Genomic DNA, 17,502 nt, shown 5'->3' on the forward strand with positions numbered 1-17,502 from the left:
TGGACACAGAACTGCCCAAACACACGTCAACCTGTTCAAGGATATGGATAGCAATACAAAAAAGCACCCCCGGAAATGTAAAAAAATTATCCTATTGCGCTCCGGGATTGGGAAGCCATCCCTCCCTGAGCATAACGCTGTGGTATTTTTTAAAAAGTTCAAAGGAAAACGGGGGAATTTTCGGTGCGGCCATGCCGAGGGTGTTGCTCATGTCGATGCGCAGGGGCTTTATGCTGTCGCCGCCGTCCTGCCTGACCATGGAAAGCAGTATTCGCAGATTGTCGTCATTGCTGCCTTCCGCCTCCCGATTGAGATGCCGTACCCAGTCCGAGGAGGGCACAAGTGAAACGTTGTAGCCCAGGCGGTTCAGGTAGTCTGTCCAGCAGCCCCACGGTTCCGGTCTCGGATTGCAGATATGAAAGGCGCGGCCGTAGCTTCCCGCGCGGGTCGCTATGCTTGGAACGACAGAGGCCGCCACATTAACGGGAACAATGTCCACAAGGCGACGGCTTTCAGGCACAAGACCCATCTGGCAGCAGACCCGCAGGAGCCGCCAGTAAATTTCCGTCGTATCGCAATGATGGCTGACAGTGTCGCCGCCGACGGTGTTGAACCTGTAAATGGCTACCGGCAGCCCCCGGTTCCCGGCCCTGCGCACCATGGCATCCATAACCCATCTGCTGAGGATATAGCCGCTTGAAAGTCCCTTGTTGGATGTGAAATCATCGTCTTCCCGGATGATGCTGCTCTCTTCACGCGCACTGTGGTCGGCAATGGACAGACTGCTGATAAAATGCAGAGGCTTGCACCGGCCCGCGCAGCAGAACGCAATGGCCTCTTTTGTGCCCGCCACATTGATCCGGCGCAGGTTGCGATAGCTTTGCGCCAGATTCACCTTGAGGCCGCTGTGCACAACAAGATCGATGTTGTCGGCCAGGCGCGCCCACTCTGCCTCGCCCAGTCCGAAACGCTCCTCGCCCAGCCGCCCGTGAACCATGCGCAGATGGCGCGCGTAGTCGCTGTGCCAGCAATGGGATTCGCGCATGCGCTGTTGCAGGCACTCCAGCGGACCGGCATTGCCGGTGGAGCCTTCCGGCTCTTCCAGGCAAAGGATGGTGCAATCGCGCCGCTCCAACAGATGAGACAACACCCAAAGCCCGATGGCTCCAGGAGCGCCTGTCACAAGGATGCGCTGGCCGGGGAGCAGGGGATGAGCCGCCAGGGAGTCCGGCACAGCGGCGTCAGCCATGTGAATGTCTTCCTCGGGCAGCCCCTCGGGGATATTGAGATGGGCGTCGGACAGGCCCTCGACGCACCCGGGCTTCACGTTTCCGGCAAGATAGGCGGCCATGTCGCGAAGGGTGGGAACCTGGTAAAGATCCCTGAAGTTCACATGATTGCCGAATTCTCCTCGCAATATAAAAGCCAGTTGCGTAATGGAGATGGAGTTCCCGCCCAGCCTGAAAAAGTCGTCTTCCCTGAAAACATGCCGCACTGCGAGCAGGCCGCGCCATATCTCGGCCAGCTTTTTCTCTTCGCTTGTTTGCGGCAGACTGCCCTTTGCATCCTGTTCCTGGCGGAAGGGATTGGGCAGTTGCTTGACGTCAATTTTCCCGGTGAGGGTTTTGGGTATGAATTTTGAAAACAGCAATATTTCCGGTCTCATGGGAGCGCTCAATTGCTCCTCAAGATATTTTTCAAGCTCTGTGCGCAAGTTGATCTGTACGCGGTTCTCAACGGGAGAGTTGGATAGCGGGCCTTCCGTGCGATCATCAGCGCCGGAAAGGGGAAGTGCGGCTTTGCCGCTGCCCTTGGGACGGAAAAGCGCGTCGATGGAAAGTCCGTCAGAAGCAAAATGGACATCCACCTCGCATTCCGTTTCCTGGGCAAGATCATGCAGGGCTTCGCGGGTAAATCCCGCACTTTCTTCATGAGCTTCGCTTTTTTGTAACAGCATGGACATGGAGGAGAACATTTCGCCTGAAGCCACGGCATCTTCAAGCGCCATTTTGAAACGCAGCCAAGGGGTCAGGCGCGCGTTGGCCATGCGCCGGACGCATAAATCCATCCCCTTTTGCGTGGCCTGGCGGACCATTCGGGCAAGTTCCCGCCGCCCGTGCCTTGCCGCGTCCCATTGGACGGAGCTGCCGCAAAATTCGCGCAGCGGGATGGTATCCAGGTAAAGAAAAGCCTCATAGCGGAACCGTGTCAGTTCGTTGTCGGCATGTCCGCGCTTGGGCATGGTTTCCACCGCGCGGACGCGAGGCAGGCTGCCGGGCAGTTGATGGAAAAAGCGCGGAGACACCAGCAGTTCTTTTTCGCCGCTCTTCATCCTGGCCGTACGGCTCAGCACGTCCGTAACCAGGAACTCGTTTTCCGTGCCGCGCTGGTCCTTGTGGCTATGTATCAATAGACTGTAGCGAAAAATATCTTCCGCATCATAATTGCGCAGATCTCCAAGATATATCCTTCCGCCGTGGCCCAGCTTTCCTATGGCCTGTTCCAGGGCCGTGAGCAGGTATTTCCTGTCGGGAAAATACTGAACAACGGAATTGTATACCGCAGTGTCATAGGGCTCGTCCCTGATCATGGAAAGATCGTGCGCATGCCCTTCGTACAGGCAAACGCCCTTTGTGGATGCCTGCCCGTCCCGCCACGGGGTTTCCAGGGCCTGGGACAGGCGCAGCAAGGCTTCCGGCGCATTGTCCGTGCCTGTGTACTGGCGGCAGACGGCCTTCAGGGGGAAGAGCAGAAAACCTTGCCCGCAGCCGATCTCAAGAATGCGCTCCGGATTCAATGCCGTGATGGAACGCACGGTTTCAGCCATGCACTCGTCCATTTCCTCCCGCGTGAGCGGCAGGCCGGTATAGCTGCTGACCCATATATGGTAGTCTGCGGTGAAGTTGCCTTTTTGCGCGATCTTTTCATAAGTCGCGTTGTAAAGATGCTTCCACTGCTCAAGATGGCTTGTACCGGCATTGACATGATCATTACGGCGGCTGTCAGGAGCGATATAGGCCACAAGCCGTTTTTGTTCCGTCCTGTCAAGAACGCCGTAGACAACGGCCTCTGAAACGGCGGGGTGCTTTTCAAGGATGTGGCGCACTTCATCAGGCTCCACGCGTACGCCACGTATCTTGACCTGCCTGTCTTTGCGGCCCTTGTAATAGAGGAGGCCATCTTGACCTATATGGGCCAGGTCGCCGGTGGAGAACCATGTCGCGCCGGGACTGAATGCCTCCAGTGCCGGAAATTTGCGGAAGCACTTGCGGGTCATGTCTTCGTTATTGTGGTAGCCTGTGGCAAGGCAGGCCCCGGAAACAAGAATCTCTCCCTCTTCCCCGCGTGGCAGGGGGCGTCCGTTTTCATCCACGACGGCGACAAGGGTGTTCGCAATGGGCTTGCCGATGGAGACCGTGTCGCCCAGGCTACCGGAAGCGGAAGCTTCATGCCAGGTCGCGTCCGCCGTCACTTCTGTCGAGCCGTAGAGGTTCAGGAGGCGCACTTCCGGAACTTGGGCGAGTATGCTTTCCACCAGCCTCGGTGAAAGGGACTCGCCGCTGCAGGACAAAAGGCTGAGACGGTTCATCCACCTGCCGAACAGTCCGGAGCCCACCAGGGCGGAAAGCAGCGAGGGCGTGATGACCAGACGGCTGACAGCATGCTCGTGGACAAGTTCCGCGAGAGAGGCAATGTCCTTGGCGGAGTCGGCGCTGGGAATCACCACGGGCGTGCCCGCCAAAAGAGCGCCAAAAATTTCCCAGAAAAAGTCTGCGAAAGCAGTGGTCGTTTTGGCGCAGGCCCGCTCGCCTTTTTGCCAGGGGTACTCTTTCCACATCCACTGAAGGCGGTTGCCGAGACCGGCGTGGCTCAGGCAAACCCCTTTGGGCCGCCCCGTTGAGCCGGAGGTATACAGTAAGCAGCCCACATCCCTCTGGTCTGCCGCAATATGCGAGGGTAGAGAGTGTCCCGCATCGTCCGTGGTGTCGCTGTCGAAACCGTCAATAAAGAGAACGCTGTTCAAGGAGCCGGGCATGTGTCGGTCATTCCACAGGCCTTGTCCGGCAATAAGAACGGTTATCCCGGAATCTTCAATTATTCTCACTGATTGTCTTTCAGGATAGATTGGGGGCAGGGGCATCCATGCGCCGTTCAGCCGCCATACGGCCAGCATGGCGGCGATCATGTCCGCGCCGGGTACAGCGCGGATTCCGGCCTTGTCTCCGGCGGCGAATCCTCGGCCATGAAGCAGGGCGGCAATATGATCCGCCTTCTTGTGCAGTTCGCCGTAGCTGACAATGATATCCCGCTTTTTGCCACTTTTTTTGTCCGCCGGATCTGCCGCCAGTATAAGGGCCGGTTCGTCCTCTTTCCGTTTCACCAGGGAATCAAAAACAAGCCAGGGATCAAAGGGGGGAAAAATATGCTCCTCCCCGGCAAGTATAACGGCCTTGTCCGCAGGGGCTGCGGAAAGAGCGGTGGTGATCTGGGAAAGAGGGAGATCCCGGCCATGCGCCAGGGCGAGCATGAACTCCTTCATTTGCAGAAGCATGGTTTCCGCATCGAAGTCGGAAAAAAGTCGACGGTCATAGATGAGCGCCAGGCGAAGCGTATGTTCGGGAAAGCCCATGACGGTCAGGGGGTAACTGGTTTTTTCAAAGCTTTCCTCAACGGTCATCTCAAAGGGAAGTTCCCCGTTGCCTTGGCCGGAAATATTCTCGAATACGGTCATGGTATTGATAAAACTGCCGTCGGCACTGGCGGTGCAGAGTTCACGCAATGCGGTGACTGACACATGGCCGTGCTCGGCTGCTTCAATCATGTCATTCTGGATGGATTGCAGCCAGTCGCGGCATATCTGCCCGTTGAAGGCAATGCGAATGGGAAGAACGTTCAGCAGCGGGCCGAAGATTTTTTCAACATCGGGAATTTCGGCTGGGCGGAGCGCAAAGCTTGAGGCGAAAAGCACGTCGGCACGGCCTGAGTTTACGGAAAGAACATGCGCCCATGCCGCCTGAAAAAAGACGTTCAGGGTCAGGCCCAGCCCGGCGGCGGATCGTGTCAGAAACGCCGTTTCGTCCTCAGTCAGTGAATGCTCCAGCCTGCCCGGCATGCCGCTTTGATCCACTTCTTCTCCGTCGCCCCGGGGATGTTTTTTCCTCCGTGGCAGGGGAGGGCATTGGGCGGCGTCAAGTTTGGCGGCCCACCAGCGCAAGGAGGTTTCGTTGTTTTTGGCTCCCAGATAGGCCACATATGCGCGCATGGAGGGGAGGTTGCCTCTGCCGGTCGGTAGTGGAGAAGATCCGCAGGAATAGGCTTTGCAAAACTCTTCGAAAAGCACACCGATTGACCAGCCATCCGCCACAATATGATGCAATGTCAGCAGCATATGCAGATGGTCATCCTTGAGGTGGTGGAATGCCAAACGAACCAGCGGAGGTCTGTCGAGTGCGAAGCTCACGGCCCGGTCTTCCTCCATAAAGCGGCGCAGTCTTTTTTCCTGTCCATCCGGAGGCAGGGCGCGCAGGTCTTCATGGTGAAATCTGTAGTCAACCTTGGCATGCACTGCCTGCAGGGGTTTGCTCAGTCCTTCCCAGTGAAAGGAAGTACGCAGGGAGGGGATCCTTTGGAGCGTCAGCATCCAGGCCGCGTCCAGTTTTCGCATGTCAAAGCGACCCCTGACGGCAAAGGCGTACTGCTGGATATAGACAGAGGCGCCCGGCTCTTTAAGGTCGTGGAAGAGCATACCGGCCTGGAGCGGAGTTACGGGGAAAACCTCTTCAATATTGGGGGGCAAGTCCATGACGACCTCGGGAAGTAATCTTTGATGTTATAGAAAAGAATTTTAATTTCATTTTCATTAAGTGCCTGGGCCGATGGAATGATTCTCCCATGGCCGGTCGCGGCTAAATGCTCCAGGACTTCAGGCGTTCCTGGCATTGCCAGAATTGATAGTAAATGCCCTTGCGGCGCATTAGTTCCTCATGGCTTCCTTTTTCAGCAATGCCGCCTTCCTTGAGCACGAGTATCTGATGCGCCCCGCGCACGGTGGACAGCCGGTGGGCGATGATCAGCAGAGTCTTGTTCTTGACGAGGGTCTTGAGCGCCTCCTGGATCAGGAGCTCGTTTTCGGGGTCCACGGAGGCTGTGGCCTCATCAAGCACCAGTAGGGGAGCGTTTTTCAAAATGGCTCTGGCTATGGCAATGCGTTGGCGCTCGCCGCCGGAAAGGCGAGCCCCGCCTTCCCCGACCATGGTGTCGTACTTGTTTTCCAGTTCCATGATAAATTCATGGCAGTGAGCCTTGCGGGCCGCCTCCATCACTTCTTCTTCGCTCGCCTGGGGAGAGGCCATGCGTATATTGTTCAGCACGGTATCGTTGAACAGGTATACATCCTGAAATACCACGCTGAACAGTTTGTAGAAATCGTTTTGCGAAAACGTCCGAATATCGGTTCCGCCGATACGGATAGATCCGCCGCTGACATCCCAGAATCTCAGCAGGAGGTTGGCTGTGGTGGTTTTGCCGCTTCCGGACTCCCCGACAAGGGCGGTAACCGTACCCTGAGGCATGTGAAATGATATATCGTTCAGGACCTGGCGTTGCCCATAGGAGAATGATACACGGTCAAAAGTAATGTTCAGATCAGCTGGTGGCGTGTAGCCGGGCAACTGGGGTAAGCTCTTTTCCTGAAAAATCGACGTAATACGGCGCAAGGATTCCGTAGCGAATCTGAATTCCGTCAAAAAGACGCCAATATTTTGCAATGGTTCGTAAAACCTGCCGCTGATAAGAAGGATGAAAAGCAGTACGGCAGCATCAGCCCTGTGAGTGGAAACGGCCCACCCGCCGACAGCCACGGTAGCGATAAAGACTATATCCAACAGAGAGATATAGGAGCGGCACAGGTCGCCGACCTTGATTTCCAGCTCAAGGGCGAGCTTGCGAAAGCGGGCGTTGGCCATTGTCCAGGGCGTAAAGCCGCGTCCCGTGATGCCGTTGGCCTTGAGCTCAGCGATGCCGCCGAGGTATTCCAGGAGCGTGCTGTCCGCCAGAGCTCTGCTGTCCAGGAACCCCTGCGTTTTTGAGCCGGTGGCGGTGTAGGCCCTGTAAAGGATGGGCAAAGAGGCTGCAATCCCCACCAGGGGGATGAGGCTCAGGGGGCCGGTCACGAATGCCGTGGCGATTCCCAGCATGAGAACAATGGCTATGCAGGCGGCCATCTCTTGAATGTATACGCAAAAAATGGACTCAGCGTCGACCATGTCGTGCAGAAAGCAGCCGCTGATCTTGGCATTGTTGGTGCGCCTGAAGTACGAGAGCGGCAGTGTGCGCAGATGGGCGGCAAGGCGAACCCTTATGTCGGCGACAATATCATAGCCCGATTTCAGCGAAGCGGATGATGCCGCGAAGCTGACAAAGTAGTACCCCAGCGCGAGCAGGAGCAGAGCGAGGCTGAATGCATGAATGCCGATGTATGTGGGATCTGACGTCAGATAGAGCATTAAAAAGAATACCAGAAGATAGGCTGCGGTCTGTACTGCCTGAACGGAAAAAGTCAGTACAATGGCCTGTAACAGGGGCTTTTGCTTTCCCTGGATAAAGGCAAGTATATTCTTAAGCATCTTTGCCCCCGGAGCTGTTTTTTTCAGAAGGAGAACAGAGTTCCCACGAGCGTGTGGTTTGCCAGGCATCCCACATGCGGCTGTATACGCCGTTCTGCTGTAGCAACTCCGCATGGGTTCCGCTTTCTGCAATGGCTCCCTTGTCCAGCACGATGATGTTGTCGGCATGGGCGATGGACGACAGCCGGTGCGCGACGACGATGACGGTCTTGTTTTTCAGAAAATTTGACAGTCCTTTCTGAATGGCTTCCTCGCTTTCGGGATCGACAAAAGCGCTGGCCTCATCAAGCAAAACAACCGGGGCATTATGCAGAGCCATGCGGGCCAGGGCCAGCCGCTGGCGCTGGCCGCCGCTGAGGTGGACTTCGCCGCCGGAACCGATCCGGGTGTCGTAACCGTTGGGCAGGCTTTTAATGAATTTGTCACACTGGACCATGCGGGCGGCGGCTTCAATTTGTTCCTGTGAAGGGTTGTCCAGGCCAAGGCAGAGATTTTCCCTTACTGTTCCCGAAAAAATAAAGGGATTCTGAAAAACCAGAGCCATCAGTTTGCCGAGCTCGCCGCTTGCGAACTCCTGCAGATCTATGCCGCCCACGGTGATTCGGCCGGAACTCAGGCGCTCCATGCCTGCAAGGGCCGCGACCAGAGTGCTCTTACCGGAACCGCTAAAGCCGACAATGGCGGTTATGGCGGATGCGCTGGCCTCAAAGCTTATGTTTTTCAGCACAGGTTTGTCGTCATAGTTCACTGACAGATTTTCAACCCTGAGGTCCGGCACGATGGAGCTGTCGTATTTGCGGTCGCCCCGTACTTCTTCCGGCACGTCCAGAAGCTGTTTCATGCCATGGTAACCGACACCCGCCTTCCACAAAAAAGTGATGAAGCGGGGCATGCGCGTAAGAGGGACGAAGGATATCCACCCCACCATTATGAACAACAGCATGATATCAAGCTGAATGTAACCGGACTTGTATAAATAGGCGCCTGCCATGGCTGTAATAACAAAGGCCATTGCGGTTATGGTAAGAAAATACATGCACCTGTGTAAAAAAACTTTTTGTATATCTATTTGTATTTTTTTGAAATTTTTTATTGCATCGTCCATTCTTCGATATGATTCATTTGTTCTGTTAAATATCTTTATATCCTGCATTCCATGTATAAACTCTATTGTATCAGAATGAAGTATTGATACTGTTTTGAAATATTCATCATTAAGAGTTGTATTCTTCATGAGTTTAAATGTTATATAATGAATATATATTGCAATTATTATTATTGAAAGGATTACAAAGGAAAGTGTTGTATTGATAAAGAAAAGGATGCATATGCACAGTATGGGAAGTAAGACACAGGCTATGCTGTCAGATATGTTATGAGCAATAAAATACTCCATTAATTCGATGTCATGTTTAAGAATTTTCTTTAATTCTCCAGTACTTTTATTTGAAAACCAGTGCAGGGGGATTTTTCCCAAATGGTCCATCAATACCGCACAGATTTTTGTCCCAAATATGAAAGAAGCCTTATGCGCAAAGGCCGTGCACCGCGCCCTGCAAATGAAGACCAGGATGATAGCAATAGTTGCAATGGCGAAAAAAAGCGCCAGCAAACTGTTGCTCGTACCGTTTTGCAGGCTGCGGAAAACCATCCAGGCCATAAAGATGGGAATAGGATAAAAAAACGCCGCCGCTGCGGCGAAGAAGACGGCCTGGCGCATAGGAGGAACGCTTTCGGGTGCCAGTTTCATGAGATGACGTATAGCGCATATGCAAGACATGTTTTCTCTCCCTGATTATTCTATAAAATTGGGGTTCTCAACAAGAGAAAGACTTTTTTCAACAATGTACTCAATGAATCTGTCATATTCTTTTGCGAAAAATAACTGATCCTCTTTAAATTTTTGAGCCATGAACAGATTGCTCGTGTATATACTCCATTCAAGGATATCATGCTCAGGAGTTATTGCATCTTTTTCTCCATAACATACTGATATTGGGAATAAAAATTTGCATTTTGGATATGGTAAAATAAATTTTTCGTCCATTATAAAATCTGATTTAAGCATTGGTAAGTATAGATCGAGAAGTTCTCTGTTGCTAAGCACAATATCGGAAATAAATCCAAGCCGGTGCAATGTGCTGATAAAATCATCATCTGTCATGCCGCTGACGGGTACAGGTGGGGGAGTGTGCGGGGCCCTGCCGCCCGCAACGATGATGCCCACGGGAGGGCGTCCGGCTGCGGTGGTGAGCTGGGCTGTCAGGTAGGCGAGGCCGGCCCCGTAGCAGAGGCCGAGCATGACATAGGGCTTATGGATGTGGGCAAGAACGGATGCGGCAATGCTCTGTGCCAGTTCATGAATGTCGTCGGGCAGTTTTTCGGCACGGCGTTTTTCCTTGCCTGGCAGGGACACCGGACAGAGGCGCAAACGGTAAGGTTGCAGTGACTTGTCCCACCCATGGAATACGGATGGCCCTCCGCCTGCGTATGGGAATGCGATGATTGCGGCCTGGTCGTTCTCGTCCGGCGCCTGGGTCAGCCATTTGTCCGAAGCCGTGCCCGGAAAGGCAGACGTCTTGGTAAGGGACATAGGTATCCTGCTGTTTGTGTTTTTAGTAGGCTTATCCCAAAAATGCCGCTTCCCTCTGCTCAAAAGGGCAATAAAAATATCCAGTTTGGGAGAGAGGAAATAATCTTGAGGTGTAAATGAAATTGACTTTCAATGTCTAATGACCTATCGTGCGAACAAAACTTGGTTTTTTGTGACTGCCTGGTGTCTGGACGGCAGTAACCGAATGGACTCGGGGTGTCAGCCCTCCTTTGCCGTTGCGGCGCCTTGCCTGAAAAATTCCTCTGTGCGCCGGAATCCCGGAATGGCAGGAGGACCTCGCCGGAGATTGTTTTGTGAATGCGCAGGGCGGTGTTGAGCAAGGCCGACCAGTCGCCGCCCGACCCTTCATTGCGGCGCTGGTTCTGCCTATATAGACCAATTGCACGCAGTTCCTTGCCTGAAATATCGAATTTACCTGTAGAGGGCGGCAAATAGGTTTTAAGAAAATCAATGAACATCAGATACAGCCTTCAGGAGATTGCTGAATGGACGCAAAGACTTTGTTTGAAAGAGACTTTACTCTTTCCCGTGTTGCTGAAATCAGCCGGATGCATCGTTGCCATGAAGAACCGAGAAATGTCTCTTTTTCCTGCGACTGGGCAGAGGGAAGCGGTGTGGCCTTTGAGCCTTTTAAGGGCGTTCAGTTTGGGGTTTGCGGTCCAATCACTGTTACACGGGAAAAGGTTTCCCATCTTCGTTGTGAATCCTCCGTGCTGGTATGCATTGTTGTCGCTTCAGGCGAAACACATATAGAGTTTGACTGCAAATCTGAAAATACTGTTTCTGTAACTTCAAATATGTTTGCGCTTGGGGAGCTTTCGGATGTGGATGTCGCGCTGCGTTTGCCGAGACAGAATGATTACAGGCATGTCGGCATTTTCATCTCCAGGAATTTTTTGGAAAGCACTTTCGGGCAGGGAGCCTATGCACATTTGAAAGAAGTGCTGCGCGGAATGGGAAGCAACGGCAGGACGCCCATAATGGCTGCCGGCATCGCCAGCGCGGAATGCATGAAATGCGTGAGGTGCTTCATCGAAAACAGGGGATGCTTTAATAATAATGAGCTCTATGTTAAATACTCCATCCTTGAATTCTTTTTCAAGGCTATGCGCAGCGCTGAAAAAAGGATGGAAAGCTCTGACGTTTGTTTTATGGACGATGAGATATGCAGGATAAAAAAACTAAAAAATGAAATAGAGAATCAATTTCTGATGATAGACACTGTTGAGGAATTGTATTCAAAAGTCGGCATAAACAGATCGAAAATAAACCAGGGTTTCAAGCATCTTTATGGAGTAAGTATCGCCAAGTTTGTTCATAAATGCAAAATGGAATATGCCTATTCAATGCTGGAAAAGCGTCGGATGAACGTCAGCCAATGCGCGTTTGCTATAGGCTATTCCAATGTCGGGCATTTTATCAGTGCATATAAAAAGCTTTATGGTATAACACCCAAGCAGACAATGCGCCAATTTTCGACACTGTCCAATTAGGACCTGTCGGCACTGCGTTCTTTATCCGTAGGCAGCTTGCTGCAACGGTTGAGGCAAGAATACACTTCTTTTATAAAAGTCTCGCTCTCCTTGCCTGACTGACCTGAAAGGAGTTGAAGCCGTGGCTGTAGGCGTGCAGCGCCATACGCGCATCAAGAGCGGAGCGAACAGAATCACAGTAGTATCAGGTCTGGTGCGCGTTGGGGCAGGGCGAGCCCCAGGGTATCGACAGCCGCGGTAAATTGCGTTTTTTGCGGCAGAGGGCAGCGTGCATTTTGAACTGTGCAATATTTATGCTCTAAAGAAAAAATGCCCGGTTCGCCGGGCATTTTCTCTTTTCAGATCACTGTGCCGTCACGCTGAAGTTTCGTGCCGGACGGCATGTCCGTATCAGCGAAGCGTAAGATCTTGAGCTGCCGCCCCCATGATGTGTCGGGCCAGAAAGTCCGGCATATCATTTTTTGTATCGTAAAGATAAAAATGTTCGCCGGGAAAAAGATGGATGGTGCAGCCGCCGGTGGTAAGCTTTGCCCATTCTTCAAGGAGGGGCAGGGGCGAGTCCTGGTCCCTGTCGCCGCAGCAAACACAAATGGGGCAGGAGACGGGTGGACTTGCTGCGGATGTATGCGTTTCCACCAAGCGGAAGTCATCGCGCACCACAGGTAACAGCACATCAAGGAAATCCCTGTTTTGAAGAATGTCTTCCGGGGTTCCGCCAAGCCTGCGCAGCTCGTCGAGCAGGCTTGGCGTCGGAGCACGGAACAGCGCTTGCTTATGATTCTGCATCACATGTGGCGGATATCTGCCGGAAACAAAGAGCAACGCAGGAGTGGGAATGCCCAGACTTTCAATTTCTCTCACGGTTTCCAGGGCGATGATGCTGCCCAGACTGTGTCCGAATATGAAATAGCGGCTGTCGGGCACGCAGGCCGCGACGCATTGCGCCGCTTTCCGGGCCGCTAAGGCGACTGAAGGACAGAATGGCTCGGCCATGCGCCGTCCGCGGCCCGGCAGTTCCATGGGATATATGGTGGCGGACCCGCTGAGTGCTTTTTGCCACTGGCGATAGATATCCGCGCTGCCTCCGGCGTGAGCGAAGCAGAACAGGGGTGGAAAGAGAGGCCTCCCAAGAGGCACGTCCGGCAGCCAGGCGGCTATTTCCGCCGGAAAAGAATATTGGTCAGGCATGTGCGCCTTCCATTTTTTCCGGGTCCTGGGCGTAAAAAAGAGCGGTCAGCGAGAGGCCGTCCCGGTGATCAAGCAGAATATCCGCCCTCATGCCGTGATCCTGGGCCAAGGCGTGTACTTCTGCGGGCAACAGCCCAAGCTCCCGGGCTGACCCTGCCGCGTTTTCCGCCAGATCGAGGGCTGATGCAAGTGTCAGGGCCGGGGAGGACCCTTCTGCGAGCATGCTGGTACAAACGCTTCTTTCCTTATGGGTTCTGGCGTCAGGAATGCCCGTGACGCTTAAACCGCATGTCTGAGGGACAGGCAGCAACAGACCGGCCAGAATCCCGGCCAGAATGTCCTGAGGCTTTCCCGCCTCCGAAATTTTTTCCCACGGCAGGACCAGTTTCGCGGACAGAGGCGGGGTTTTCTCATCCACAAGGGTTACGTCATAGCGGAATTTCATGAGCTCATTATACGCGGAACCCGGTTTGGGCCTGGTGAAAGCACGCATGCGTGCGAGACGTTCCCCCTGTAAAGAGTGCCAGAACTCCGGGGGCACAAGAAGTTCTTCTTCGTCGGCCATGGAATTCAGCTCTTCGCGGAATCGCGCGGCGCTTGTGCCGCCGGGGAGCTCGCATAAGAGCCTGGATATCCGGAACAACGGCAATGCGGCGGCGTTTCTGACGTCTCCTATGAAAACCTTGCCCCCTTTCCGGATGTGTTTCAGGCCGTGCTCCAGCGCATGCAGCAGATACGCCGTGTCAGGAAAATATTGTACCACAGAATTGTATACGAGGGCGTCAAAGATTTCTTCGCCGACGGAGGCCAGATCGGTGGCTTCTGCCTGGCAGAGATCCACATCGAGATTCTCAAGCTGCTCCGGCGGGAGTTTTTCCAGCGCTTTGCAAAGGCGGTTCAGCGCGGCGGCCGAGAAGTCCACACCGACATAGCGTGCGCATTCGCCGGCCAGGCGCAGCAGCAACAGGCCATGCCCGCAGCCGACTTCAAGAATGGAATCCGCGTGGAGGTCTCTTATGGCATCCAGGGTATCTTCCAGCCATTGCCGCATTTCATTGCCGGGAATGGGGTCGCCCGTGCAGGCGCTTTTCCAGAGGGAGAAGTTTTGAAGCAGCGGCATGGAGCTATCCATTTGCCGGTATGTTTCCTCATATACTGCGGCCCATTGCCGGATTCGCTGCCGGCGTTCCTGTTCCGTCATGTCAGACTTCCTGCGCGGCCTGTTGAGCCGGGGATTCAACGGCCAGGCGTTCGAGGATGGCGTTTGCAACACCTTCCACAGTGGGAGAGATAAAGAAAACAGAAAGCGGCAGAGGCACGGGGATAACTTCCCTGATGCGTCCGATGACCTGCATGGCGCGCAGAGAGTCACCGCCGGAGTGGAAAAAGTTGGCGTCAAGGGGAGGCTCCTCCGTATCCAGAACTTCCGCCCACTGGCGTGCCACAAGTTTTTCCAGAGGCGTCTGCGCCGAACGGCGGACGTTTTTCCCCTTCATGCTCCCCTTTCCGGCGATTTCTGCCAGAAGACGACCCACGGTTTTTCTGTCCACCTTGCCGTTGGCGGTCATGGGCGTTTGGTCTTCTATGGCCCAAAGCCGTGGAATCATGGCGAGGGGAAAGGATTTTTGCAGAAACTCCGACAACTCTTCGGGGAGCGGGCGTCTGCCTTCCGTCTCAACCCAGGCACCGAGCACGGCCCTGCTTTCCCCGTCGCTGCCGTCGGCGCGCATGGACACCGGCAACAGTAGGGCGCGCACGACGCCGGAGCAGGTTGTGAGAGCCGATTCAATCTCGACGGGATCAGCGCGGTAGCCGCCTATATTTATTTGAAAATCTTTTCTGCCCAGGATTTCGATAATGCCGCCGGGCCGATAGCGCCCCATATCGCCGGTTCTGTATAGGCGCTCGCCCGTACGGGGATGTGCGACAAAAGAATTTTCATCCCCGCCGGTGGTGTGAATGCATACCCCTATGCCGGAGCAGTACATTTCGCCTGCAACCCAGTCAGGAAGCTCGTTCAGGGCAGAATCCATGATATAATAACTGTTGTTGGCTATGGGGGCGCCGTAGGGAATGGAAGGCCACTCCGGGTCAAGACCCCGCACGGGGTGAAGGATGTTCCAGAGGGTGGTTTCCGTGGGACCGCCGCAGGAGTATAGTTCCGAGCCGGGGCAGAATTCCGCTATGCTCGCCAGGGTGCCGGGGGGAATCCAGTCTCCGCCAAGAATATGCAGTCGTAGAGGAAGCTGAATCCCCTGTTTCCGACAATGTTTCATGAGCGCAGAGTGGAATCCGGGCACGCTGTTCCAGATGGAAGCGCCACGCCGCATTATGGTTTCAACCCAGTGCCGGGGATCGGAAGCCTTTTCCGGGGCAAGGATGACTATGGCCGCTCCGGCCGTCAGCGCTCCGAAAATGTCATACATGGACATGTCGTGGTGCATGGCGGTAATGGCCAAAAACCTGTCTTCCCGCGTCACCTTGAAGCGTCTGTTTGAATGGAGCACGGCATTCATAAGGCCTTTCTGCCCGATGGTGACGGCCTTGGGCGTTCCGGTGGTCCCGGAGGTAAGCATGACATAGGCCGCTGCATGTGGCGCGTGAAGAAACTGTCGCTCATGAACCGGGGAATGCCGGTCGGAGCCCGCCTCCGGGGAAGACGAGTCAAAAACGAGCCTGGGCAGGCGCAGACTTTCCGCCGCATGGCTGCATGGCTCATCCGTGATGACAGCCACGGCGCCGCCGATGCGCACGAGGGTCTCGAGACGCGCGGCAGGGCAGGAGGCGTCAAGGGGCAGGAAGGGTCTGCCAGCCGCCATAACCGCCAGAACAGCGGCAACAGCCTTCCAGCCGCGTCGCATGAGGACGGCCACGCATCCGCCATGAGGCGGAAGCTGTTCCGGCCTTGCAACGACACCGCACAGCATCTTTTGAATCTGTTGAGAAACACGGAAGACTGCATCATGCAGGGCGTGGTAGGAAACGGCATCCTCGCCGCAGAAAATGGCGATGTTCTCCGGATGGCTCCAAGCCTGGTGAGAAAAAAGGCGCAGCAGGTCGGTGTCGGGTAAAGGTTCGGGGGCCGCCGCCGCTGTCTGGCGCGCCTTTTTCTGTGTTTCGGGCAGTTCCGCCAGCCTTGGCCGCTCCCATGCTTCTTTTTGCGACGCAAGCAGACGGACAAGACGCATGAACTCCTGAAACATATCCCCAATAAGTCCGTCGGGAAACTGGCTGTCTCTGGAATCCCAATATATATGCAGTTTACCGGAAAAAATCGAAAAAACGCAATCCAGGTGGACCTGAGGCGTTGAGCCGTACAGGCGGTGCAGAATGCCCATGGCGTGTATATGCTCATCCAGGTCCGCGCCGTCGGAAGCGCCGTCGGGCATAGCCGTGAACACAACGGGCATGGAGGCGGACTCGGCGGAACCTTTTATCCGCGCCAGTTCGCGCAGCAGCGACATGCCTGAAACCTGCCCGTGGCGGAGGCTGGTCCAAGTTTCCTCCTGAAACTTTGCCGCCTTGTCCCTGAAAGATACGCCCTGAGCGTCGTCAAATTCCAGCAGGGTGAATGTGGCGAACTCTCCGATGATGTTATTGATGTCGGGGTGCCAGCTCAACTCCCTGTTAAAACGGGGGGTGTTCAGCGTAAAGCGTCGGGTGCCGCTCCAGAGGGCCAGAACCTCTCCATAGGCCGCCCCCAGGGCGGAGGCATGGGAAAGGCCCATTTCAGCGCAGATACTCTTCAGAGCCAGCGTTTCTTTTTCCGTCAGAATATCCGCCCGCCGCGTTACCATGTCAGGTGTGGCCGGAGAGGCGGGGGAACTCCGTCTGGGCAGGGGAGGGGGCGGAGGCAGGGATTTGAGCCTGTCCTTCCAGTAACGTTCGCTCTCAAAATATTCCACGCCGTTTTTGGACTGCTCAAGCGCGGTCAGATAGTCGCGGAAGGTTATGCGCAAGGGGGGCAGAGCGGTTTGCGGAGACGCGTACAGTGTGCCCAGTTCTTCGAAAATAATCTGAAAACTCCTGCCGTCTATGGCCCATTGGTCAAAACGGAAATGCAGCCTGCCCACTCCGGAAGGGGACAGGCGGCTGAAACGCACCTCGGACTGGGGCCAGACTGAAAGATCGCTGACCGTGGCGATCATTTCCACGGCGATATCGTTGAGGCGCTGCTCCCGAGCCTCGGCGTCAAGATGCTGAAGATTCTCTTCACGCACGGACAGGCGACGGGGAAGCGGCAAAACCTGCTGTCGCCCGTCTTCCAGCACGACCGCGCGAAGCATCGGATGGCGTGAGACGAGCGTGTCCAGTGCCCGTTGCAGCCGCGCGACATCCAGAGCCGGACAATCTATTTCCACATAGCTCTGCATGGCAACACCGCCTCCGCCGATATCCTTGTCTCTGCCAATCCAGTAGGCCTGCTGCATGTCGCTCAATGGGAAGGGCTTATACATGGCATCCGGCGCTGCTTTGACAACCCACCGGGAAGGCAGTTTCTTGTTTTTTGCCCTCAGGGCAAGAGCATTCAGTTTTTCCATGCCTGACAAGGCAGTTTTGGAGATGCGCTCTGACTGCATGA

The 17,502-nt window shown here is 54.8% G+C and carries 9 protein-coding genes; 1 reads left to right on the plus strand and 8 read right to left on the minus strand.

What is annotated here, in order from left to right:
• Nucleotides 1-91 precede the first annotated feature (91 nt).
• From HMPREF1022_RS00210 to HMPREF1022_RS17855, 5 genes are all read right to left on the minus strand, one after another.
• Nucleotides 92-5,803, minus strand: a complete 5,712-nt coding sequence (locus HMPREF1022_RS00210) for a non-ribosomal peptide synthetase (protein WP_009301360.1) — start codon at nt 5,801-5,803, stop codon at nt 92-94.
• Between the two features lie 103 nt (nt 5,804-5,906).
• A complete protein-coding gene (locus HMPREF1022_RS00215) occupies nt 5,907-7,625 on the minus strand; it encodes an ABC transporter ATP-binding protein (protein WP_008683713.1) in 1,719 nt (572 codons plus the stop codon).
• Entirely contained in the window at nt 7,618-9,375 is a 1,758-nt protein-coding gene (locus tag HMPREF1022_RS00220) for an ABC transporter ATP-binding protein (RefSeq protein WP_232221508.1), read from the minus strand. The genes HMPREF1022_RS00215 and HMPREF1022_RS00220 overlap by 8 nt, the downstream gene beginning before the upstream one ends.
• A 45-nt stretch (nt 9,376-9,420) precedes the next feature.
• Nucleotides 9,421-10,218 (minus strand): thioesterase II family protein, encoded by a 798-nt coding sequence (locus HMPREF1022_RS00225; protein ID WP_008683717.1) that lies wholly within the window; start codon nt 10,216-10,218, stop codon nt 9,421-9,423.
• Nucleotides 10,219-10,277: 59 nt separating this feature from the next.
• The gene (locus tag HMPREF1022_RS17855) at nt 10,278-10,697 is read right to left on the minus strand and encodes a hypothetical protein (protein ID WP_147568422.1); all 420 of its coding nucleotides are present in this window, start codon (nt 10,695-10,697) and stop codon (nt 10,278-10,280) included.
• A 27-nt stretch (nt 10,698-10,724) separates the two neighbouring features.
• Between HMPREF1022_RS17855 and HMPREF1022_RS00230 the strand changes: the two genes are divergently transcribed.
• A complete protein-coding gene (locus HMPREF1022_RS00230) occupies nt 10,725-11,732 on the plus strand; it encodes a helix-turn-helix domain-containing protein (RefSeq protein ID WP_008683719.1) in 1,008 nt (335 codons plus the stop codon).
• A 390-nt stretch (nt 11,733-12,122) separates the two neighbouring features.
• Here HMPREF1022_RS00230 and HMPREF1022_RS00235 read toward each other — a convergent pair whose 3' ends face one another.
• From HMPREF1022_RS00235 to HMPREF1022_RS00245, 3 genes are all read right to left on the minus strand, one after another.
• Nucleotides 12,123-12,920 carry a thioesterase II family protein gene (locus HMPREF1022_RS00235; protein ID WP_008683721.1) on the minus strand — a complete coding sequence of 266 codons (798 nt, stop codon included), beginning with the start codon at nt 12,918-12,920 and terminating at the stop codon, nt 12,123-12,125.
• Complete coding sequence (locus tag HMPREF1022_RS00240; RefSeq protein ID WP_232221509.1) at nt 12,913-14,040, minus strand: class I SAM-dependent methyltransferase; 1,128 nt, start codon at nt 14,038-14,040, stop codon at nt 12,913-12,915. Before HMPREF1022_RS00240 ends, HMPREF1022_RS00235 begins: the two co-directional genes overlap by 8 nt.
• An 82-nt stretch (nt 14,041-14,122) precedes the next feature.
• Complete coding sequence (locus HMPREF1022_RS00245; RefSeq protein ID WP_232221510.1) at nt 14,123-17,377, minus strand: non-ribosomal peptide synthetase; 3,255 nt, start codon at nt 17,375-17,377, stop codon at nt 14,123-14,125.
• Nucleotides 17,378-17,502 lie beyond the last annotated feature (125 nt).

The organism is Desulfovibrio sp. 6_1_46AFAA, assembly GCF_000224635.1.
Taxonomy (GTDB): domain Bacteria; phylum Desulfobacterota; class Desulfovibrionia; order Desulfovibrionales; family Desulfovibrionaceae; genus Desulfovibrio; species Desulfovibrio fairfieldensis.